Here is a 15,759-nt window from a genome sequence, read left to right on the forward strand (position 1 = left end):
ACCTCTTGGGACACTTTTTTGTTATTTGGATTCTGCGACAAAAATTTCATTTTCTTGTCCAAGGACCACGGTAGGAAACTTTTTGTTGAAGTCAATCGAAATATCTCCTTTTCCCTTTTCGCCGTCTCCGTTGGAATCCCAATCTAATGTTACGTAGTATTTTATGGGCTCAGCGTCACTGACTTTAGGCTGGATGAGCTTAAGGTGATTTTTAGGTAAATCGAGTTTGAGATCAAAAGGTATTTGGTTCGCTGTAAAACTCTTTTCCAGGATCATTGTAGCTGGTACATCTGCTATCTGGGCCGAAACTGCAGATAGGCGAATCTTGCCCGTTGGATTTTTAACTGCAATAGCATTTGTTGATTGAATTTTTACGGAAAGACCAGTTGTATTCGTATGCATTTTTTTCGTATTTAATGTTGTTGAACAACTGCTTGCAGCGAGTGCGACAGCAAGTAATGATATCGTAAGTTTTAACATAATGATTTTTTATTTGTATTGTTTTAACTGTTATTGAAGCACCAAAATTGGATAATTTACAATTTGAGAGATATCCCGACATTTGCAATCCCGAGGTAGCCGAAACCAAATTCGCCATAGATACCTATTTTATTACCGTAACGAATGGCTATCGGCGTAAATTGATAGGATAGCGCACCGAAGCTCTCTATCTTCTTTTTGTCTATTGTTAAATTTTGCATAGCCCAAACCTCCTTTTCCATATAGTTTAAGTTTAGTTTTATTCAAATAGCTATATTGCATATTCAGAAGTCCCCCAAAAACATTCCATTTTGAATCCCCAAGATCATCTTTGTAAGAAACCGTATTTTTACCATAAAACCCGTCGATGCCCATAGACAGTCTTTTGTTTAAATTATGTGAATACCCGGCAGTAAATGTGCCAGTTCCGCTGGAATGTTCTACTTCTCTTCCGAGTAAACCCATAAATATTCCCTCACCGAGCATTGTACCGATCTCTTGGACCGGAATAAGGCCATACCCCACTCGAATTTCTGATTTTTTTTGCATGTTTTCTTGCCCATATCCTTCCAACGAAATCAGGGAGACTAGGACGATGAATATAATTTTCTTCATTAATATAGTTAAGTCAGGATTTTATGTGACTTACTCTAGGTGACGTTTTTGAAATTTAATTCGCTACAATTTATTTTACATAGTATTTTATTTCTTATTTAATTTATATTTTGATTTTAAATTCTTTTTAACTTACTAAAGGCTTGTGAAGTTTTTGGGGTGTATAAGGCATCTTTTTTAAATCAAGGTGCAGATCCTTTATTAAGGACTGAATGTCTAGCGATGGGAGAGCTTAACTCCTGACGGATTTCATTGGCTAAGGCAGTGGATAAAAGGCGGGGAATGAAAGCGGAACAGGAAGATAATAGGAGGGCTAAAGTGGGAAGATGGGGCTGAGGCTATTGCATAAAAAAAGTCCTTAGCATTTGCTAAGGACTTTTTTATTATAAGGTCTTTATTTTTAGGTTTCTAAATGAAACACCTCTGGACCAATCCTGTAGTGCTAATTTCCCACTAATATGTTTACCAAACTCTGGATAATCTTTGAAATTACTATGTTTTACCAAATCTTTCCATTTAGCGGAATTAAAATCCATTTCAGCAGTGATTTTACCATTCAGGTAGAACGTTACCTTTCCGTCTTTCTGAATAATACTCGATTCATTCCAATCATCCTGTGCTTTAATATTGACAAAGTTTTGCTGCGGTAGAAATGTATAAAGACAGCCGGAACGCTTCAGTGGCTTATCAAAATCAGGATGGGAATCTGCCAACAATTGGTATTCTGGTCCTGAATGATAGGTCGCATTGATATCCGGTCTTTCCTGTACATTGACAAAAACGCCACTATTTCCCTCTTTTTCGAGCTTCCATTCAAACTTAAACTCATAATTTTTATACTCTTTGTCCGATACTAAGTCATATTTTTGGCTTTCACTGTTTGGATTGCAGTAAATAGTCCCATTTTTAACGACCCAGGCTGTAGGAGCATTTTTACTATTATTGTAGGTATGCCAATTGTTAAGCGTGGTACCATCAAATAGAAGTTGCCAGCCGTTACTTTGCTCTTCTTCTGTCAATGTATTCGGACTGCTTTTTTCATTTTGACAGGAGAGTAAAATACAGCCCATAAAGACCGATAAGATGATTTTTTTGAAAAGGTTTAAGTTTATCATTGTTTTTATTTGTATAAGTGTCTCTTTAATAAGTTTTCCCATTTAATATGTATCCCCTAAAATAATTTTTAATATGAACTTTTGGCGATAATTTCATGTTCCTTTGCAAATTTGTTACATAGTACTTCTGCTAATACTCATCCGGAGGTTCACCTATTCTCCTATTCATTTATGAATTTTTAAAACATTCTTTTCCGTCATTTTATAGAATAGACCAGTTCAAACCGCCTATGTTTTTTGGTCACCTCTCAAGTATACATGACAAGTTACACATTATAATGATTTGATCACATTTTCAGCATAGTCATTCTCATTTTGATAAAATAACCTTATCAAAATGATAGGATTATCCAATGCTGTTTTGTGGTTTATTTTTTTATAACACCTGATTAATAGTGTGTTATGTTGTTTTTTGGCATAGTGGAACGCTGTTTGGCTTATTGGGACAAATGAATGTAAATATGAAAACAGGACGGAAAAGAAAAGTATGTGGCAAGAGCCCTCCGAAGGAGACGATCGGCAATGCTGCTGGCATGTAATTGAAGTTAACAAAATGAAATCGCGATTCACTAATAAAATTTAACAATGGCAATAACAATCATACTCGTCATAACTGGAATTTTGTTCTTCTGGTTATTCTATAAAATGGTCGACTTCTTCGGCAAAATATAAAAGAAATAATATGAAAGAGAAGCAAGAAAATAAAGGCAGCAGTTCCGCACATAATTTATCGGGAGACCGTATAGCGAAGATCATAGTAGTGGTATTGATTATTGCAATGATTTTTCAACTCTATATCGGTTAGATTTTGAAGTATAGTTTTACACACAACATGAAAAAATTAAATCAATACGGTGCAGGTTTGTATATGGCGCTCCATTATAAGGAAATCCGATCAGAGATTAATTTCTTATTGCGAAAGCACAATTTTGCAGGAGCCTTACAGGCTGTTATTAATCATCTTCGGAGCTTAATTGTATTGCAAAGTACGGACAAAATTTGCCAGCATATTCATTTCCTCGGAATGATTTATGGACGAGGAAACCATTATGTCAAATACATTCTGGAAAATCTCTTTGTAAGATCTTTAGGAGGTCTTCGGCGCATCAGTTCGGTCAATGCATGGGCGGTAATCGAAGCTCAGCTACCAACACCATTTTTAGAGGTCCTTAAAGGACAACAAATTCATAACCTATTAATATCAAAGTAAATGACAGCTTTATTTATTGTAGCACTACTGGTTTTTGCATATATCTGTTATGTACTTCTAAAGCCAGAAAAATTTTAATAACAAGATTACTCATTCTCTATCGTCGGCGATGAAATCCCGCTTTCAGTCAGTTCTTTTCGTGTTACATAGTGAAAAGAAGAGCTTGAGGTTAGATGACGATCGGTCATGATACACTTTTTATACAAATCAACTAAAGAAATGAATACAGAGATTCTTGGAATCATAGTGATGTTCATCGTAACATTACTACTCGGACTTCCCCTTGGGAAATATATGGCTAAGGTATATGGCAATGAAAAGACCTGGTTAGATCCATTGTTTCAACCATTGGAACGATTTTTTTATCGGGTGACAGGAATTAATCCTAGCCTCCAGATGACCTGGAAACAGCACCTCGTTGCTCTTTTGACAATTAATCTACTGTGGTTCCTGTTGAGCATGGTTATCCTGATGAATATGGGACATTTGCCTTTAAATCCAGATGGGAATCCTGGAATGACTGCTGATTTGGCCTTTAATACCAGTATCTCTTTTTTGGTCAACTGTAATCTCCAGCACTATTCCGGTGAATCAGGAGTGAGCTATCTAGGACAAATTTGGCTCATGTTTCTTCAATTCGTGACGGCAGGCGTGGGAATGGCTGCTGCAGTGGTTATTTTCAAAGCTTTTAGGGATAAGACAACAACACAATTGGGCAATTTTTACGATTTCTTTGTGAAGTCTTGCACCCGGATTTTACTGCCTATCTCCGTCTTGGTTGCTGCCATCTTCGTATTCCAAGGCATGCCGATGACTTTCGAAGGTAAGGACAGCATGATTACTGTCGCTGGAGATACCGTACAGGTAAGCCGAGGACCAGTAGCTGCCTTTGTCCCAATTAAACATCTTGGTACAAATGGAGGTGGTTTTTTCGGAGCAAACAGTGCACATCCATTTGAAAATCCCAATTATTTGACCAATATGGTGGAAATGATTGCCCAGTTTATTATCCCGATGGCGATGATATTTGCATTCGGCTTTTTTATTCGCAAGCGTAAATTTTCATGGATGATGTTTGGTGTGATGACCATTGGGTTTATCATCCTGACAATACCAAATATAAAAATGGAGATGGCTGGAAATCCAGCGATTGCACAGATGGGTATTGACACGTCTATGGGCGCCATGGAGGGAAAGGAAATACGTATTGGTGCAGCGGCATCGGGGTTTTGGAGTATTGTTACAACGATGATTTCGACGGGTTCTGTCAATTCTATGCATGATAGTTACATGCCCTTATCTGGTATGAACGAACTTATAGCGATGATGGTGAATGCTTTTTATGGTGGTGTAGGCGCGGGGATACTCAATTTCTTCATTTTTATTATACTCGCTGTTTTCATTAGTGGCTTGATGGTGGGGCGCACACCAGAGTTTATGGGTAAGAAAGTTGAAGCGCGGGAAATGAAAATCGCTATGATTGTTGCTCTTGCCCATCCTTTTCTAATCCTTGTCGGTACAGCACTTGCTACAGCGTTTCCAGCCCAAGGTGCTTCTACATTGAATAACCCTGGATTCCATGGTTTTAGTGAAATATTGTACGAATATACTTCATCCGCAGCTAACAATGGTAGTGGGTTTGAAGGTCTTGGAGATAATACAATTTGGTGGAACATTTCGACAGGTATCGTATTGTTACTCGGCCGCTTTATACCGATTATAGGCCCAATTGCTATTGCGGGATTATTGGCTGAGAAAAAATTTATACCTGAGGGTGAGGGAACGCTAAAAACAGATACAAGTACATTCGGTTTAATGGTATTCGCTGTAATAGCGATTATTGCAGCACTCTCTTTCTTCCCTGCGTTGGCATTGGGTCCAATTGCGGAATATTTTTCCATGTAGTACTTAAAATTAAAGAATTCTAAAAATGAGCAATCAACAAACATTGTTTCAGAAAGAACTTGTACAACAGGCGTTAAAGCAATCTTTCGTGAAGCTAAATCCTAAAATAATGTTCCGTAATCCAGTGATGTTTACTGTGGAAATCGGGACGCTGATTATGGCCGTCGTTTGTCTTTGGATAATGACTGGGGAAAAATCACAAGGTACACTTGGTTATAATTTTACGGTATTTCTTATTCTATTTTTAACCTTATTGTTTGGAAATTTTGCTGAGGCAATTGCCGAAGCCCGCGGTAAGGCGCAAGCAGATAGTCTTCGGAAAACTCGGGAGGAAACTCCAGCAACTCTGCGTGATGGTCGGGTAGTTTCGTCCGCTCAACTGAAAAAAGATGATGTTTTTGTTTGCCAGGCTGGTGATGTAATTCCATTGGATGGGGAGATTATTGAGGGATTGGCAACCATAGATGAGAGTGCAATTACCGGAGAATCAGCACCGGTGATCCGCGAGTCTGGGGGTGATAAAAGTTCAGTTACCGGTGGTACCAAGGTTTTGTCCGATCGAATTGTCGTGCAGGTAACGACAGAACCAGGGGAGAGCTTTTTGGATAAGATGATCGCATTGGTTGAAGGGGCAAGCCGCCAAAAAACACCTAATGAGATTGCATTAACAATCCTTCTGGCAGGTTTTACACTTGTATTTATTATCGTAACGGTGACCTTAAAACCATTTGCGGATTATGCCAATGTTGGTATCACCATTGCGTCGTTTATTTCACTTTTTGTCTGTCTGATTCCAACAACAATAGGTGGTCTTTTATCGGCAATTGGTATCGCGGGAATGGATCGTGCACTTCGTGCAAATGTTATAACAAAAAGTGGCAAGGCAGTTGAAACGGCAGGAGATATTGATGTCTTGTTGCTTGATAAAACTGGAACTATTACGATCGGAAATCGTAAGGCGACAAATTTTTACCCCGCAGATGGCGTCCTGAAGGAAGTTCTGGTACGTGCGGCCACATTGAGCTCCATGGCGGATGAAACACCGGAAGGGAAATCAATTGTCGAATTGGCTGGTGTCAATCCATCGAGCTATAAGGTCGAAAATCCTGCATTCATTAAGTTTACCGCGGAGACCCGTAGCTCGGGAATAGACTTTGCACAGACACGTATTCGTAAAGGTGCAACAGATGCTATTCGGAATATCATTGTAAAGGCTGGAAATCTGTTTCCTCAGGAAATAGATGAACGCGTAAAGCTTATCTCTCAAAATGGGGGAACCCCATTGGTCGTTGCAGAGAATGAACAGGTTCTCGGTGTCATAGAATTGCAGGATGTGATAAAACCCGGAATTCATGAACGCTTTGAAAGGTTACGAAAAATGGGTATCAAAACTGTTATGGTGACGGGAGATAATCCGTTGACGGCCAAATATATTGCGGAAAAAGCTGGAGTGGATGATTTCATAGCCGAAGCGAAACCTGAAGACAAGATGAACTATATCAAAAAAGAACAGCTTGATGGACGATTGGTCGCCATGATGGGGGATGGTACAAACGATGCTCCGGCACTTGCACAAGCCGATGTTGGTGTAGCGATGAACAGCGGTACACAAGCTGCAAAAGAGGCCGGAAATATGGTCGATCTCGACAATGATCCAACCAAACTGATTGAGGTTGTGGAGATAGGCAAACAATTGTTGATGACCAGAGGTACGCTAACAACGTTTAGTATTGCAAACGATGTCGCCAAATATTTTGCTATCATTCCGGCCTTGTTTATTGCAGCAATACCCGCACTTCAAGGTTTAAACATTATGCAGCTCAGTAGTCCACAAAGTGCCATACTATCAGCTGTCATCTTTAACGCAATTATTATCCCATTACTGATTCCTTTGGCATTGAAAGGAGTCGCATACAAACCTATAGGTGCAAGCGCACTGTTACGGAGAAATCTGCTCGTTTTTGGACTTGGTGGAGTACTCGTTCCATTTATTGGTATCAAGGTCATAGACCTACTGGTTTCCCTATTTATCTAATACATTTTTAATAATAAAAGCAAAGATGAAAACACATATATATCCGGCAATAAAGATTACAATTATCTTATTGCTCCTGCTCTCAGTGGTATATCCAGTCCTCGTATGGGCAATAGCTCAAATAGCACCCAATCATGGAAAAGGGGAAATGCTTGAGTACAATGGGCAAAAGTATTACAGAAATATTGGGCAGGCCTTTACGCGTGATGATTACTTCTCGTCGCGTCCTTCAGCTGTTGGTTATAATGCTGCTGGATCGGGTGGAAGTAACAAAGGACCTTCTAATGGGGAATATCTTTCGGAAGTTAGGGCCCGTATCGATACTTTCTTAGTTCACAATCCTACTGTAAAACGCGAACAGGTACCGGTAGACATTGTTACAGCCAGTGGTAGTGGTTTGGATCCAGATATCTCCATAGAGGCCGCAAAAATACAAATTGATCGTGTTGCGAAAGCGAGAGGTATATCGGTAAATAGCCTACAGTCTCTTGTTGATGCCCACGTTCAGACGCCTTTATGGAATATGTTTGGACCTCGCAAAATCAATGTCCTTGAACTAAATATTGCTTTGGACAAGATGGCTGAAAAATAAAATTGACCTAAAGGGTCATCGATATACATTTTATAAGAACAATTTACATGAAAAAACTAGCGATGTTGGCCTGTTTACTCGCAGGGGCAACACAATTATTTGCACAGCAAGATACTACTCAAAATACCCGATTGTCTATCAGTGGTTACCTTGAAGCATATTACCTCCGGGACTTTAACAATCCACTTGGAAATACACGCCCAGGCTTTGTATATAGTCACAATAGGACGAATGAAGTAAACATAAACTTGGCACTTTTAAAAGCTGCATACGAAACAACAAATACCCGTGCAAATCTTGCTTTAGGTGTCGGTACATATATGAATGCCAACTACGGTGCGGAACCCGGAGTCTTAAAAAATATTTACGAAGCGAACGCCGGTATACGTATCTCAAAAAAACATAATTTATGGATCGATGCTGGCATATTTTCTTCCCATTTGGGCTTTGAAAGCGCTATAGGAAAGGATAATTGGACTTTAACAAGAAGTATTTTTGCGGATAATTCCCCTTATTTTGAAACAGGAGCAAAAATATCCTATACATCCGCATCGGGAAAACTGTTTTTAAGTGGGCTGATTTTAAACGGATGGCAGCGGATTCAACGGGTGGATGGTAGCAGTTTGCCGGCATTTGGGCATCAACTGGTCTATAAACCGACAGATAAATGGACCATCAATAGTGGTTCTTTTATAGGCAGTGATAAAGCGGATAGTGTCAGACAAATGCGTTATTTTCATAATCTATATGCAATTTATCAAATGAACGAAAAGCTGGGAATCACATTCGGATTTGATATTGGCGCGGAACAAAAAGCAAAAGGTAGCTCAAAGTACAATGCATGGTACACCCCCGTGTTAATTGCACGATACGCGACGACCGAAAAATTTAGCTTAACAGCAAGAGGAGAATATTACAACGATAAGCATGGTGTGATCGTTTCTACGACTACAGATCAAGGTTTTCAAACGTTTGGCTATTCTTTAAATGCAGATTATGCCATTCTTCCCAATGTTCTTTGGCGTACGGAACTACGTAATCTCACGAATAAAGATGCTATTTTCCTTGATCGGACAAATAAGTTGGTGAAAAATAGTGTGACGGCTGTAACAGCACTTACCGTTAGTTTTTAAAAACAATCGTTCCTGCCGTGTGTTGGATCGGCAGGAACCTTCTGAAATGAAAGGCAATAAAAATGGAAGAAAGGAAAAGCGCTGAACACTTTTTGGACCTTATCCGGAAATCGAGAAGAGGTCGCTTCAAACTTTATATTGGTATGAGTGCAGGGGTTGGAAAAACATACCGCATGTTACAGGATGCACATACCCTTTTACAGGGAGGAATCGATGTGCGTATTGGCTATATTGAGACACATAATCGGAAGGAAACACATCAATTGCTCGACGGTCTACCCCTTATCGCCCGACGCCATCTTTTTTACAAAGGCAAACAGTTGGAGGAACTGGACCTTTATGCTGTCTTGAATTCACATCCCGAGGTTGTCATTATCGATGAGCTGGCACATACCAATATTGAAGGCAGTAAAAATACCAAAAGGTGGCAGGATGTTATGGAGATTCTTGAAGCGGGGATTAATGTGATCAGCGCTGTTAATATCCAGCATATTGAGAGTTTAAACGAGGAGGTCAAAGCGATTACAGGTGTTGAAGTGCAAGAACGTGTTCCCGACAGTGTTATTGATTCCGCAGATGAAGTCGTTAATATTGATCTTACTGCAGAAGAGCTTATCATTCGCCTAAAAGAGGGCAAGATCTATGACGCGTCAAAAATTCAGGCAGCGCTTCAAAACTTCTTTAAAAGCGAACATATCTTACAATTGCGTGAAATGGCGTTGAAAGAAGTTGCCTCCCAGGTTCAACGCAAAGTAGAGATTGAAGTTCAACCCCAACGATGGGTGCGAAAGGAGCGTTTCCTGGCTTGTATAAGTTCTAATGAAATAAAAGCAAAAAACGTCATCCGAAAAACAGCACGCTTAGCAGGATATTACAATAGCAGTTGGTTTTTGCTCTATGTACAGTTGCCAAAAGAGCGCGGAGATCGGATAGCTTTAAATAAACAACGGCACCTGATCAATAACTTTAAACTGGCGACAGAACTTGGTGGAGAAATTATCAAAGTAGAAAGTCATAGTGTGGCAAAAGAGATCATCGCTTTGTGCGAGCTCCGCAAGATCACCACAGTTTGCATTGGAAAACCACGATTATCTCTTTTAAGGATGTTACTTGCTAAGGATACATTTAGCAAACTGCTGGCACAACTGTCGACGGAAGACATCGATCTGATTATATTGTCTTAATGATAAAGACAAATTGTGAATAAGATGAAAATAAAAACGAAACTTACCTTTGGTGTAGGATCACTTTTTCTCATGATCTTTCTACTTGCCGCGCTAAGTGGTTGGTATGTAAACCGATTAAAAAAGGATACCGCAAATATACTGACAGCGAACTACAATACGCTGCTGTACGCCAAGAATATGTTATTGGCATTAGAGGAAATTCCTGTTGCAAAAGCTGCTTTTAACAACTTCCAGATCAATCTTGACAAACAACGGAAAAATGTTACCGAAGTCGGAGAGCAGCAAACAACAAACGCAATTGCCAAACATTTTTTAAAACTGAAAGATAAGCCCTTAGATGTTACTATTGTCTCGTCTATCAGAAAGGATATTGCCTTGTTAATGGAACAAAATATGACGGCAATTTCTCGGAAGAGTATTATTGCGGATCGCACCGCCGAACATGCAATTTTGGTCATTTCATTTGCCGGGGCACTCTGTTTTATCATTGCTTTTATATTACTGGTCAATTTGCCGTCCAATATAGCTAACCCCATTGCGAAATTGACAGCGAGTATTCGACAAATTGCAGGACAGAACTACAAAGAGCGTATTCAGGTACAGAGCGGAGGTGAGTTTGCGGAACTCGTCGCTTCATTTAATTCCATGGCAGAGAAACTTGAAGAATATGCTGAAAGTAAACTTGAAAAAATTTTAAAGGAAAAAAGACGAATAGAGTCTCTTGTTGATCATATGCATGATCCGGTGATAGGCTTCGACGAAGAGCGACGTGTCATTTTTGTCAACGAGGAAGCACTTCGCATCACAAATCTACATAAAGATCAACTTCTCGGAAGATCTGCTTTAGCGGTTTCAGATGAAAATGATCTTGCTAAGGATATTTTTAAAGATCTTTTTCTTCCTGTAGAAAAACGTAAAAAAAATGCGGTTAAAATTTATGCAGACGATAGAGAAAGCTATTTTGAAAAAGATGTTATCGATATCAATGTTTTGCCTACGGGTGAACTTGAATCAAAGTTTATCGGGCAGGTGGTTATCCTAAAGAATATTACGCCATTTAAGGAACTTGATCTTGCAAAAACAAATTTCATCGGTACCGTTTCGCACGAGTTCAAAACACCTATTGCGGCGATTCAGATGGGGGTTCAATTGTTGGAAAACGAACAAATAGGATATCTAAATACCGAGCAGCTTACATTGTTAAACGGAATAAAAGATGATTCTAACCGCCTGCTTCAAATAACCGGTGAACTGTTAAATATGACGCAGGTTGAAAGTGGTTCCATTCAAATTAACTTACATACGACGGAAATACAGCCAATTATTGAATATGCCATCATGGCAAATCAATTTGCTGCGAATCAAAAAAATATCCACTTTGTTATCGAGGTAGACCCCAATGTGAAAGCTATATTTGCTGACAATGAGAAAACTGCCTGGGTTCTTACAAATTTTCTTTCCAATGCGATACGTTACTCCCATGAAGATTCGGTTATTCGCATAGTAGTGGAAAACAGCGAACTTAAAACAAAATTTATCGTTACCGACAGTGGGCAAGGGATCGAGCCGAAATATCTGGATAAAATATTTGCGCGTTACTTCCGTGTGCCAGGGTCCAAAAAAGGTGGAACAGGACTTGGTTTAAGTATTAGTAAAGAGTTTATAGAGGCGCAAGGTGGCGAAATTGGTGTTGAAAGTGATTATGGCGCAGGAAGTTCTTTCTATTTTTCATTGCGTACCGCAATTTCCGATAATTAATACCATATTAAACGATTCGTATCTGTTCATACAGCACATCATGACAATAGAACAAGGACGGATGGGAGGAGAACAATTTTTGAGATTATAAGTGGCGCCGGCAAGCCACTTATAATCTCAAAAATCGATTAATGGTTGACTAAAGCCATAGCGCCTTCGCTGTATCGTGCTCCGATATTGGGGTATTTGTGGAGTATTTCATCTATTTTTTTTAAATCATCATGCGATAATTGTACATCAAGGGCACCAACATTTTCCTCCAGGTATTTTCTTTTTTTAGTTCCTGGAATAGGAATGATGTCATTTCCCTGTGCCAGCACCCAGGCTAAAGCGAGTTGTATTGGACTACAGTTTTTATCTTTTGCCAGTAGGGAGAAGTCGGTGACTAATTGTGCATTGTTCAATGCATGTTCACCTTGATTTCGAGGTAAGGTTCTTCTAAAGTCGTCCGAAGCAAGATCTTCTAAATTTAAAGAATTGGAAAATAATCCACGCGCTAGAGGCGCATAAGGAATTAAACTTATCCCCAATTGCCGTACGGTCTGTAAGATTTCTTTTTCTACATCACGTGTAAGGAGCGAATATTCGCTCTGTAAAGCAGCTATAGGGTGTACGGCATTAGCTTTAATGATTGATGCGGGAGATGCTTCGCTTAAACCCAAATACCTCACTTTTCCTTCTTTAACCAATTCTGCCATAGCGCCTACGGTCTCTTCGATAGGAATACTGGGATCTACGCGGTGCGCATAATAAAGATCTATAGTATCGATTCTAAGGCGTTTTAAACTTTTTTCTACCGCTAATTTTATCCATTCGGGCGAGCCATCGAAATAGGTGTTTGCCGTACCACTTGGACCTGCTATTTCATCTTTAAAGCGAAACCCAAATTTTGTTGCAATAAAAACTTTGTCACGGTTGGGAACAAGCACTTTTGAAATAAGTTCCTCATTGGCACCGTTGCCGTACATATCCGCGGTATCCCAAAAATTAATGCCGAGGTCCAATGCTCTTTCCAATGTCGCAATACTCTCTTTTTCGTCAGTAGGTCCGTATGCAAAGCTCATTCCCATACAGCCTAATCCAATCGCAGAGAGTTTTTCATTTGTTGTTCCAAGATTTCTATATTTCATAATGATTACATTTTGTTCAATACAAAAGTACATATGGAACAAACGAAGCGAGTTAAGACAATCAAACAGATTGTTATACAATTCAAACAGTACTGCTTCGGACTTGGTTTGGAGACATCCCGGTTTGCTTTTTGAAGAAATTGGTGAAATAGGATGGATATTCAAATCCCAGGCTGTAGGCAATATCCGATACATTCCAATTGGTATGCAACAACAAAGCTTTGGCTTCTTGGGCCACACGGTTTGCAATGTGTGTACTGGTGGTTTTGCCTGTGGTTTCTTTTACCGACCTATTGAGGTGATTGATATGAACCGAAAGCGCATGCGCATAATCTGCAGGGCTTTTCAATTGCAGGCTAAGTTGAAGGGTATTGATTGGAAATTGTCTTTCTAACAGCTCAAGAAATAGTCCCGATACCCTGGTCGAGGCATTGGTATAAGATCCAAAACTCGCTGCGGGACTCGATTTCATCGTTTCATGAATTAGAAGATGTAGATAACTTCGCAACATATCATCTTTATGAATATAGCTCGAGTTCATTTCAACCATCATCTTTTGGAAGATTGTAGAAATTTCTGCTAATTGTGTTTCATCCGGAAAATAAATCGGGTTGCTACCTATCTTGAACAGGGGAGAGTCTTTTAGACTTTCTATCCGTTCACTATGCTGTATAAATTCCTCTGTAAATACACAATACCATCCGGATTGTTCTGAGGATTCGGGTTCCCAAGCATATGGAACAACCGGATTCGCAAATAACATGGCAGGTCTATCGATTTGTATCCACTTATCTGCGTAATATAGTTTTCCACGCCCTATGATAAGGGAGGTTTTATAAAAATCGCGGCGATTGTACGGAGAGACGACAGTACAGGATTCCCTGCTGAAAACATTGAAATGCCCAATTCCCGTATTATTTAGCGGCAAATCCAAATTAGTTAAACCTGATTGCCTTTTGTAAAAATCTGTTACACTTTCGGCTGATTTCATATTACTAAATTAAAAAAAGAGAAACAATCCTACGTCATAAACGGATCAGTTTCTCGAAAATGAATTCGAATATTTGGTTAGCCTGTGGCATTTTATTTGAACTGTTTGTGATTTTGTTCCTATTTTTGAGGGTATCCAATAATTGATTTTTTATCACAAGGATATCCTTTACATATTGTGACCATGATTAAAATTTATCATAATAAAAATTGCAGTAAGAGTTGTAATGCATTGGAGCTGCTACAGCATCAAGCTGTGGATATAGAAGTACAGGAGTACTTAAACGATGTTCCGACGAGAGGCCAATTGATTGAATTATTGGGTCAACTTGCTTTAAAACCTTTGGAACTTATCAGAAAAGGAGAATCGGTCTTTCAGGAAAAATTCCAAAATCTTCACTTGACAGATGAGCAATGGATCGATGTGATGCTGGAGTATCCGATCTTGATTGAGCGCCCTATCGTTGTAAAGGACGGTGTAGCAGTAATTGGTCGACCTATTGAAAAAGTTTTAGCACTCATTGGTGCTAAGTGACGATGCTGGCTTGATTGTTATATTTCTTGATTGTATGAAACATTTTTTGAATATAGCTGCAGCCGTGTTGGATGTACTAAAATTTTTTTTCTAATCACTAATTTTGGCTTTTTTTGAACGGTTAAAGATATCTCCTATGATATTATTTTATCGACATGATTTAGTGGGTTATTCTTTTAAAGAGGACATTTATACTTGTACCGACTTTATCAGGGTCTTGTTGGTGTATCCCATGGCTGTATCCTGGTAAAAGAATCAGTTCACAATTGTTATTTTGTTTGATTAGATTTGCATAATGTTTGATTCGAAGCTGATCATAGGCATCAAACCAAAATCTATCATTTATTCCCAATTTACTGTTCATTTCTTTTTCATATCGCTCGATAGGTCGATTGTAGGCGATGAATACGGTAACAGGGACATTTTTTAGAAGCGGTAAATCGGCATAATCTTTAAAAAAATGTTTTTCGCTGACTGCCAGTTCTCTTTTCATTTCCAATTTTACACCTTCACCAAGGTTTTTGTCGCTTATCATATCTGAAAGCATTTTTACCCAGAGTTGTTGGTAACCTATCTGGCTATTTGATGTTTTAGTAGCAATTGCATCTTCTGTTTTTGTTAACATAAAATCGGTAGGATCGATGAGGACTAAGCCGGCAATTTCATCCGGATATTTAGCTGCAAACAGCCTAACAAAAGCTCCACCCAATGAATGCCCGACGAGTAAATAGGGCGGTTTAATTTCTAAACTGGATAGGATTAAATGTAATTTGTCCACAACATCTTGGTCAGATTTTAAGAATGGATCAGGATCCGAATTTCCTAAGCCATTTCTGTCATAACTGAAATACGGTATATTACTCATTAATTTGGGGAAAAGGACGGAAAAATTGTTCCCGCTCATGCCGATGCCACTTTCAAAAATGACGATTGGCTCGTTGGCTTTTCTTTTTTCCAACCCCTTTACCCAATAGGATGTTCGTATACCTTTAATATTAGCCGTTTCCTGTGCATACGTTTGTATGACCCCAATGGAAACGAAGAATAGCATGATCGTCCAGGTTTTCATATTTC

The 15,759-nt window shown here is 39.1% G+C and carries 16 protein-coding genes; 10 read left to right on the plus strand and 6 right to left on the minus strand.

Features of this window, described 5'->3' with window-relative positions; genetic code table 11:
- Positions 1-21 precede the first annotated feature (21 nt).
- The 3 genes from HS960_RS03925 to HS960_RS03935 form a co-directional block, all read right to left on the minus strand.
- Positions 22-480: a hypothetical protein gene (locus HS960_RS03925; protein ID WP_153848386.1), complete on the minus strand. Its 459-nt coding sequence runs from the start codon at positions 478-480 to the stop codon at positions 22-24.
- Positions 481-612: 132 nt separating this feature from the next.
- On the minus strand, positions 613-1,095 hold the full coding sequence (locus HS960_RS03930) for an outer membrane beta-barrel protein (RefSeq protein ID WP_153848387.1): 483 nt from the start codon (positions 1,093-1,095) through the stop codon (positions 613-615).
- A 383-nt stretch (positions 1,096-1,478) separates the two neighbouring features.
- Positions 1,479-2,210 carry a 3-keto-disaccharide hydrolase gene (locus tag HS960_RS03935; protein ID WP_075994866.1) on the minus strand — a complete coding sequence of 244 codons (732 nt, stop codon included), beginning with the start codon at positions 2,208-2,210 and terminating at the stop codon, positions 1,479-1,481.
- A 682-nt stretch (positions 2,211-2,892) separates the two neighbouring features.
- Here HS960_RS03935 and HS960_RS26975 point away from each other — a divergent pair.
- The 9 genes from HS960_RS26975 to HS960_RS03975 all read left to right on the plus strand — a co-directional run bounded on the left by HS960_RS26975 (position 2,893) and on the right by HS960_RS03975 (position 12,030).
- Entirely contained in the window at positions 2,893-3,015 is a 123-nt protein-coding gene (locus HS960_RS26975; protein WP_259254088.1) for a hypothetical protein, read from the plus strand.
- 27 nt (positions 3,016-3,042) lie between these two features.
- Complete coding sequence (locus HS960_RS03940; RefSeq protein WP_153846693.1) at positions 3,043-3,420, plus strand: DUF7674 family protein; 378 nt, start codon at positions 3,043-3,045, stop codon at positions 3,418-3,420.
- Positions 3,421-3,498, plus strand: a complete 78-nt coding sequence (locus HS960_RS27095; RefSeq protein WP_075994865.1) for a potassium-transporting ATPase subunit F — start codon at positions 3,421-3,423, stop codon at positions 3,496-3,498. It begins immediately after the preceding gene.
- A 141-nt stretch (positions 3,499-3,639) separates the two neighbouring features.
- Complete coding sequence (kdpA, locus tag HS960_RS03950; RefSeq protein WP_182331318.1) at positions 3,640-5,325, plus strand: potassium-transporting ATPase subunit KdpA; 1,686 nt, start codon at positions 3,640-3,642, stop codon at positions 5,323-5,325.
- A 25-nt stretch (positions 5,326-5,350) separates the two neighbouring features.
- On the plus strand, positions 5,351-7,360 hold the full coding sequence (gene kdpB / locus HS960_RS03955; protein WP_153846695.1) for a potassium-transporting ATPase subunit KdpB: 2,010 nt from the start codon (positions 5,351-5,353) through the stop codon (positions 7,358-7,360).
- A 25-nt stretch (positions 7,361-7,385) separates the two neighbouring features.
- Positions 7,386-7,952 carry a K(+)-transporting ATPase subunit C gene (locus HS960_RS03960; protein WP_159730916.1) on the plus strand — a complete coding sequence of 189 codons (567 nt, stop codon included), beginning with the start codon at positions 7,386-7,388 and terminating at the stop codon, positions 7,950-7,952.
- 47 nt (positions 7,953-7,999) lie between these two features.
- Positions 8,000-9,085, plus strand: coding sequence for a porin (locus HS960_RS03965; protein WP_159730914.1), 1,086 nt, complete (start codon positions 8,000-8,002; stop codon positions 9,083-9,085).
- A 62-nt stretch (positions 9,086-9,147) separates the two neighbouring features.
- Positions 9,148-10,269, plus strand: coding sequence for a histidine kinase (locus HS960_RS03970; RefSeq protein WP_075993224.1), 1,122 nt, complete (start codon positions 9,148-9,150; stop codon positions 10,267-10,269).
- Positions 10,270-10,293: 24 nt separating this feature from the next.
- Positions 10,294-12,030: a HAMP domain-containing sensor histidine kinase gene (locus HS960_RS03975; RefSeq protein ID WP_159730912.1), complete on the plus strand. Its 1,737-nt coding sequence runs from the start codon at positions 10,294-10,296 to the stop codon at positions 12,028-12,030.
- A 128-nt stretch (positions 12,031-12,158) separates the two neighbouring features.
- Here HS960_RS03975 and HS960_RS03980 read toward each other — a convergent pair whose 3' ends face one another.
- Together HS960_RS03980 and HS960_RS03985 are read right to left on the minus strand one after the other, a co-directional pair.
- Positions 12,159-13,160 (minus strand): aldo/keto reductase, encoded by a 1,002-nt coding sequence (locus HS960_RS03980; RefSeq protein WP_153846700.1) that lies wholly within the window; start codon positions 13,158-13,160, stop codon positions 12,159-12,161.
- An 82-nt stretch (positions 13,161-13,242) separates the two neighbouring features.
- Positions 13,243-14,151, minus strand: coding sequence for a helix-turn-helix domain-containing protein (locus HS960_RS03985; protein WP_182331320.1), 909 nt, complete (start codon positions 14,149-14,151; stop codon positions 13,243-13,245).
- A gap of 183 nt (positions 14,152-14,334) precedes the next feature.
- Between HS960_RS03985 and arsC the strand changes: the two genes are divergently transcribed.
- Positions 14,335-14,685: an arsenate reductase (glutaredoxin) gene (arsC, locus tag HS960_RS03990; protein WP_075993220.1), complete on the plus strand. Its 351-nt coding sequence runs from the start codon at positions 14,335-14,337 to the stop codon at positions 14,683-14,685.
- Positions 14,686-14,845: 160 nt separating this feature from the next.
- Here the strand turns inward: arsC and HS960_RS03995 are convergent, their stop codons facing one another.
- Positions 14,846-15,754 (minus strand): alpha/beta fold hydrolase, encoded by a 909-nt coding sequence (locus tag HS960_RS03995; RefSeq protein WP_153846702.1) that lies wholly within the window; start codon positions 15,752-15,754, stop codon positions 14,846-14,848.
- Between the last annotated feature and the right edge of the window lie 5 nt (positions 15,755-15,759).

Source organism: Sphingobacterium paramultivorum (assembly GCF_014109745.1).
Lineage (GTDB): Bacteria > Bacteroidota > Bacteroidia > Sphingobacteriales > Sphingobacteriaceae > Sphingobacterium > Sphingobacterium paramultivorum.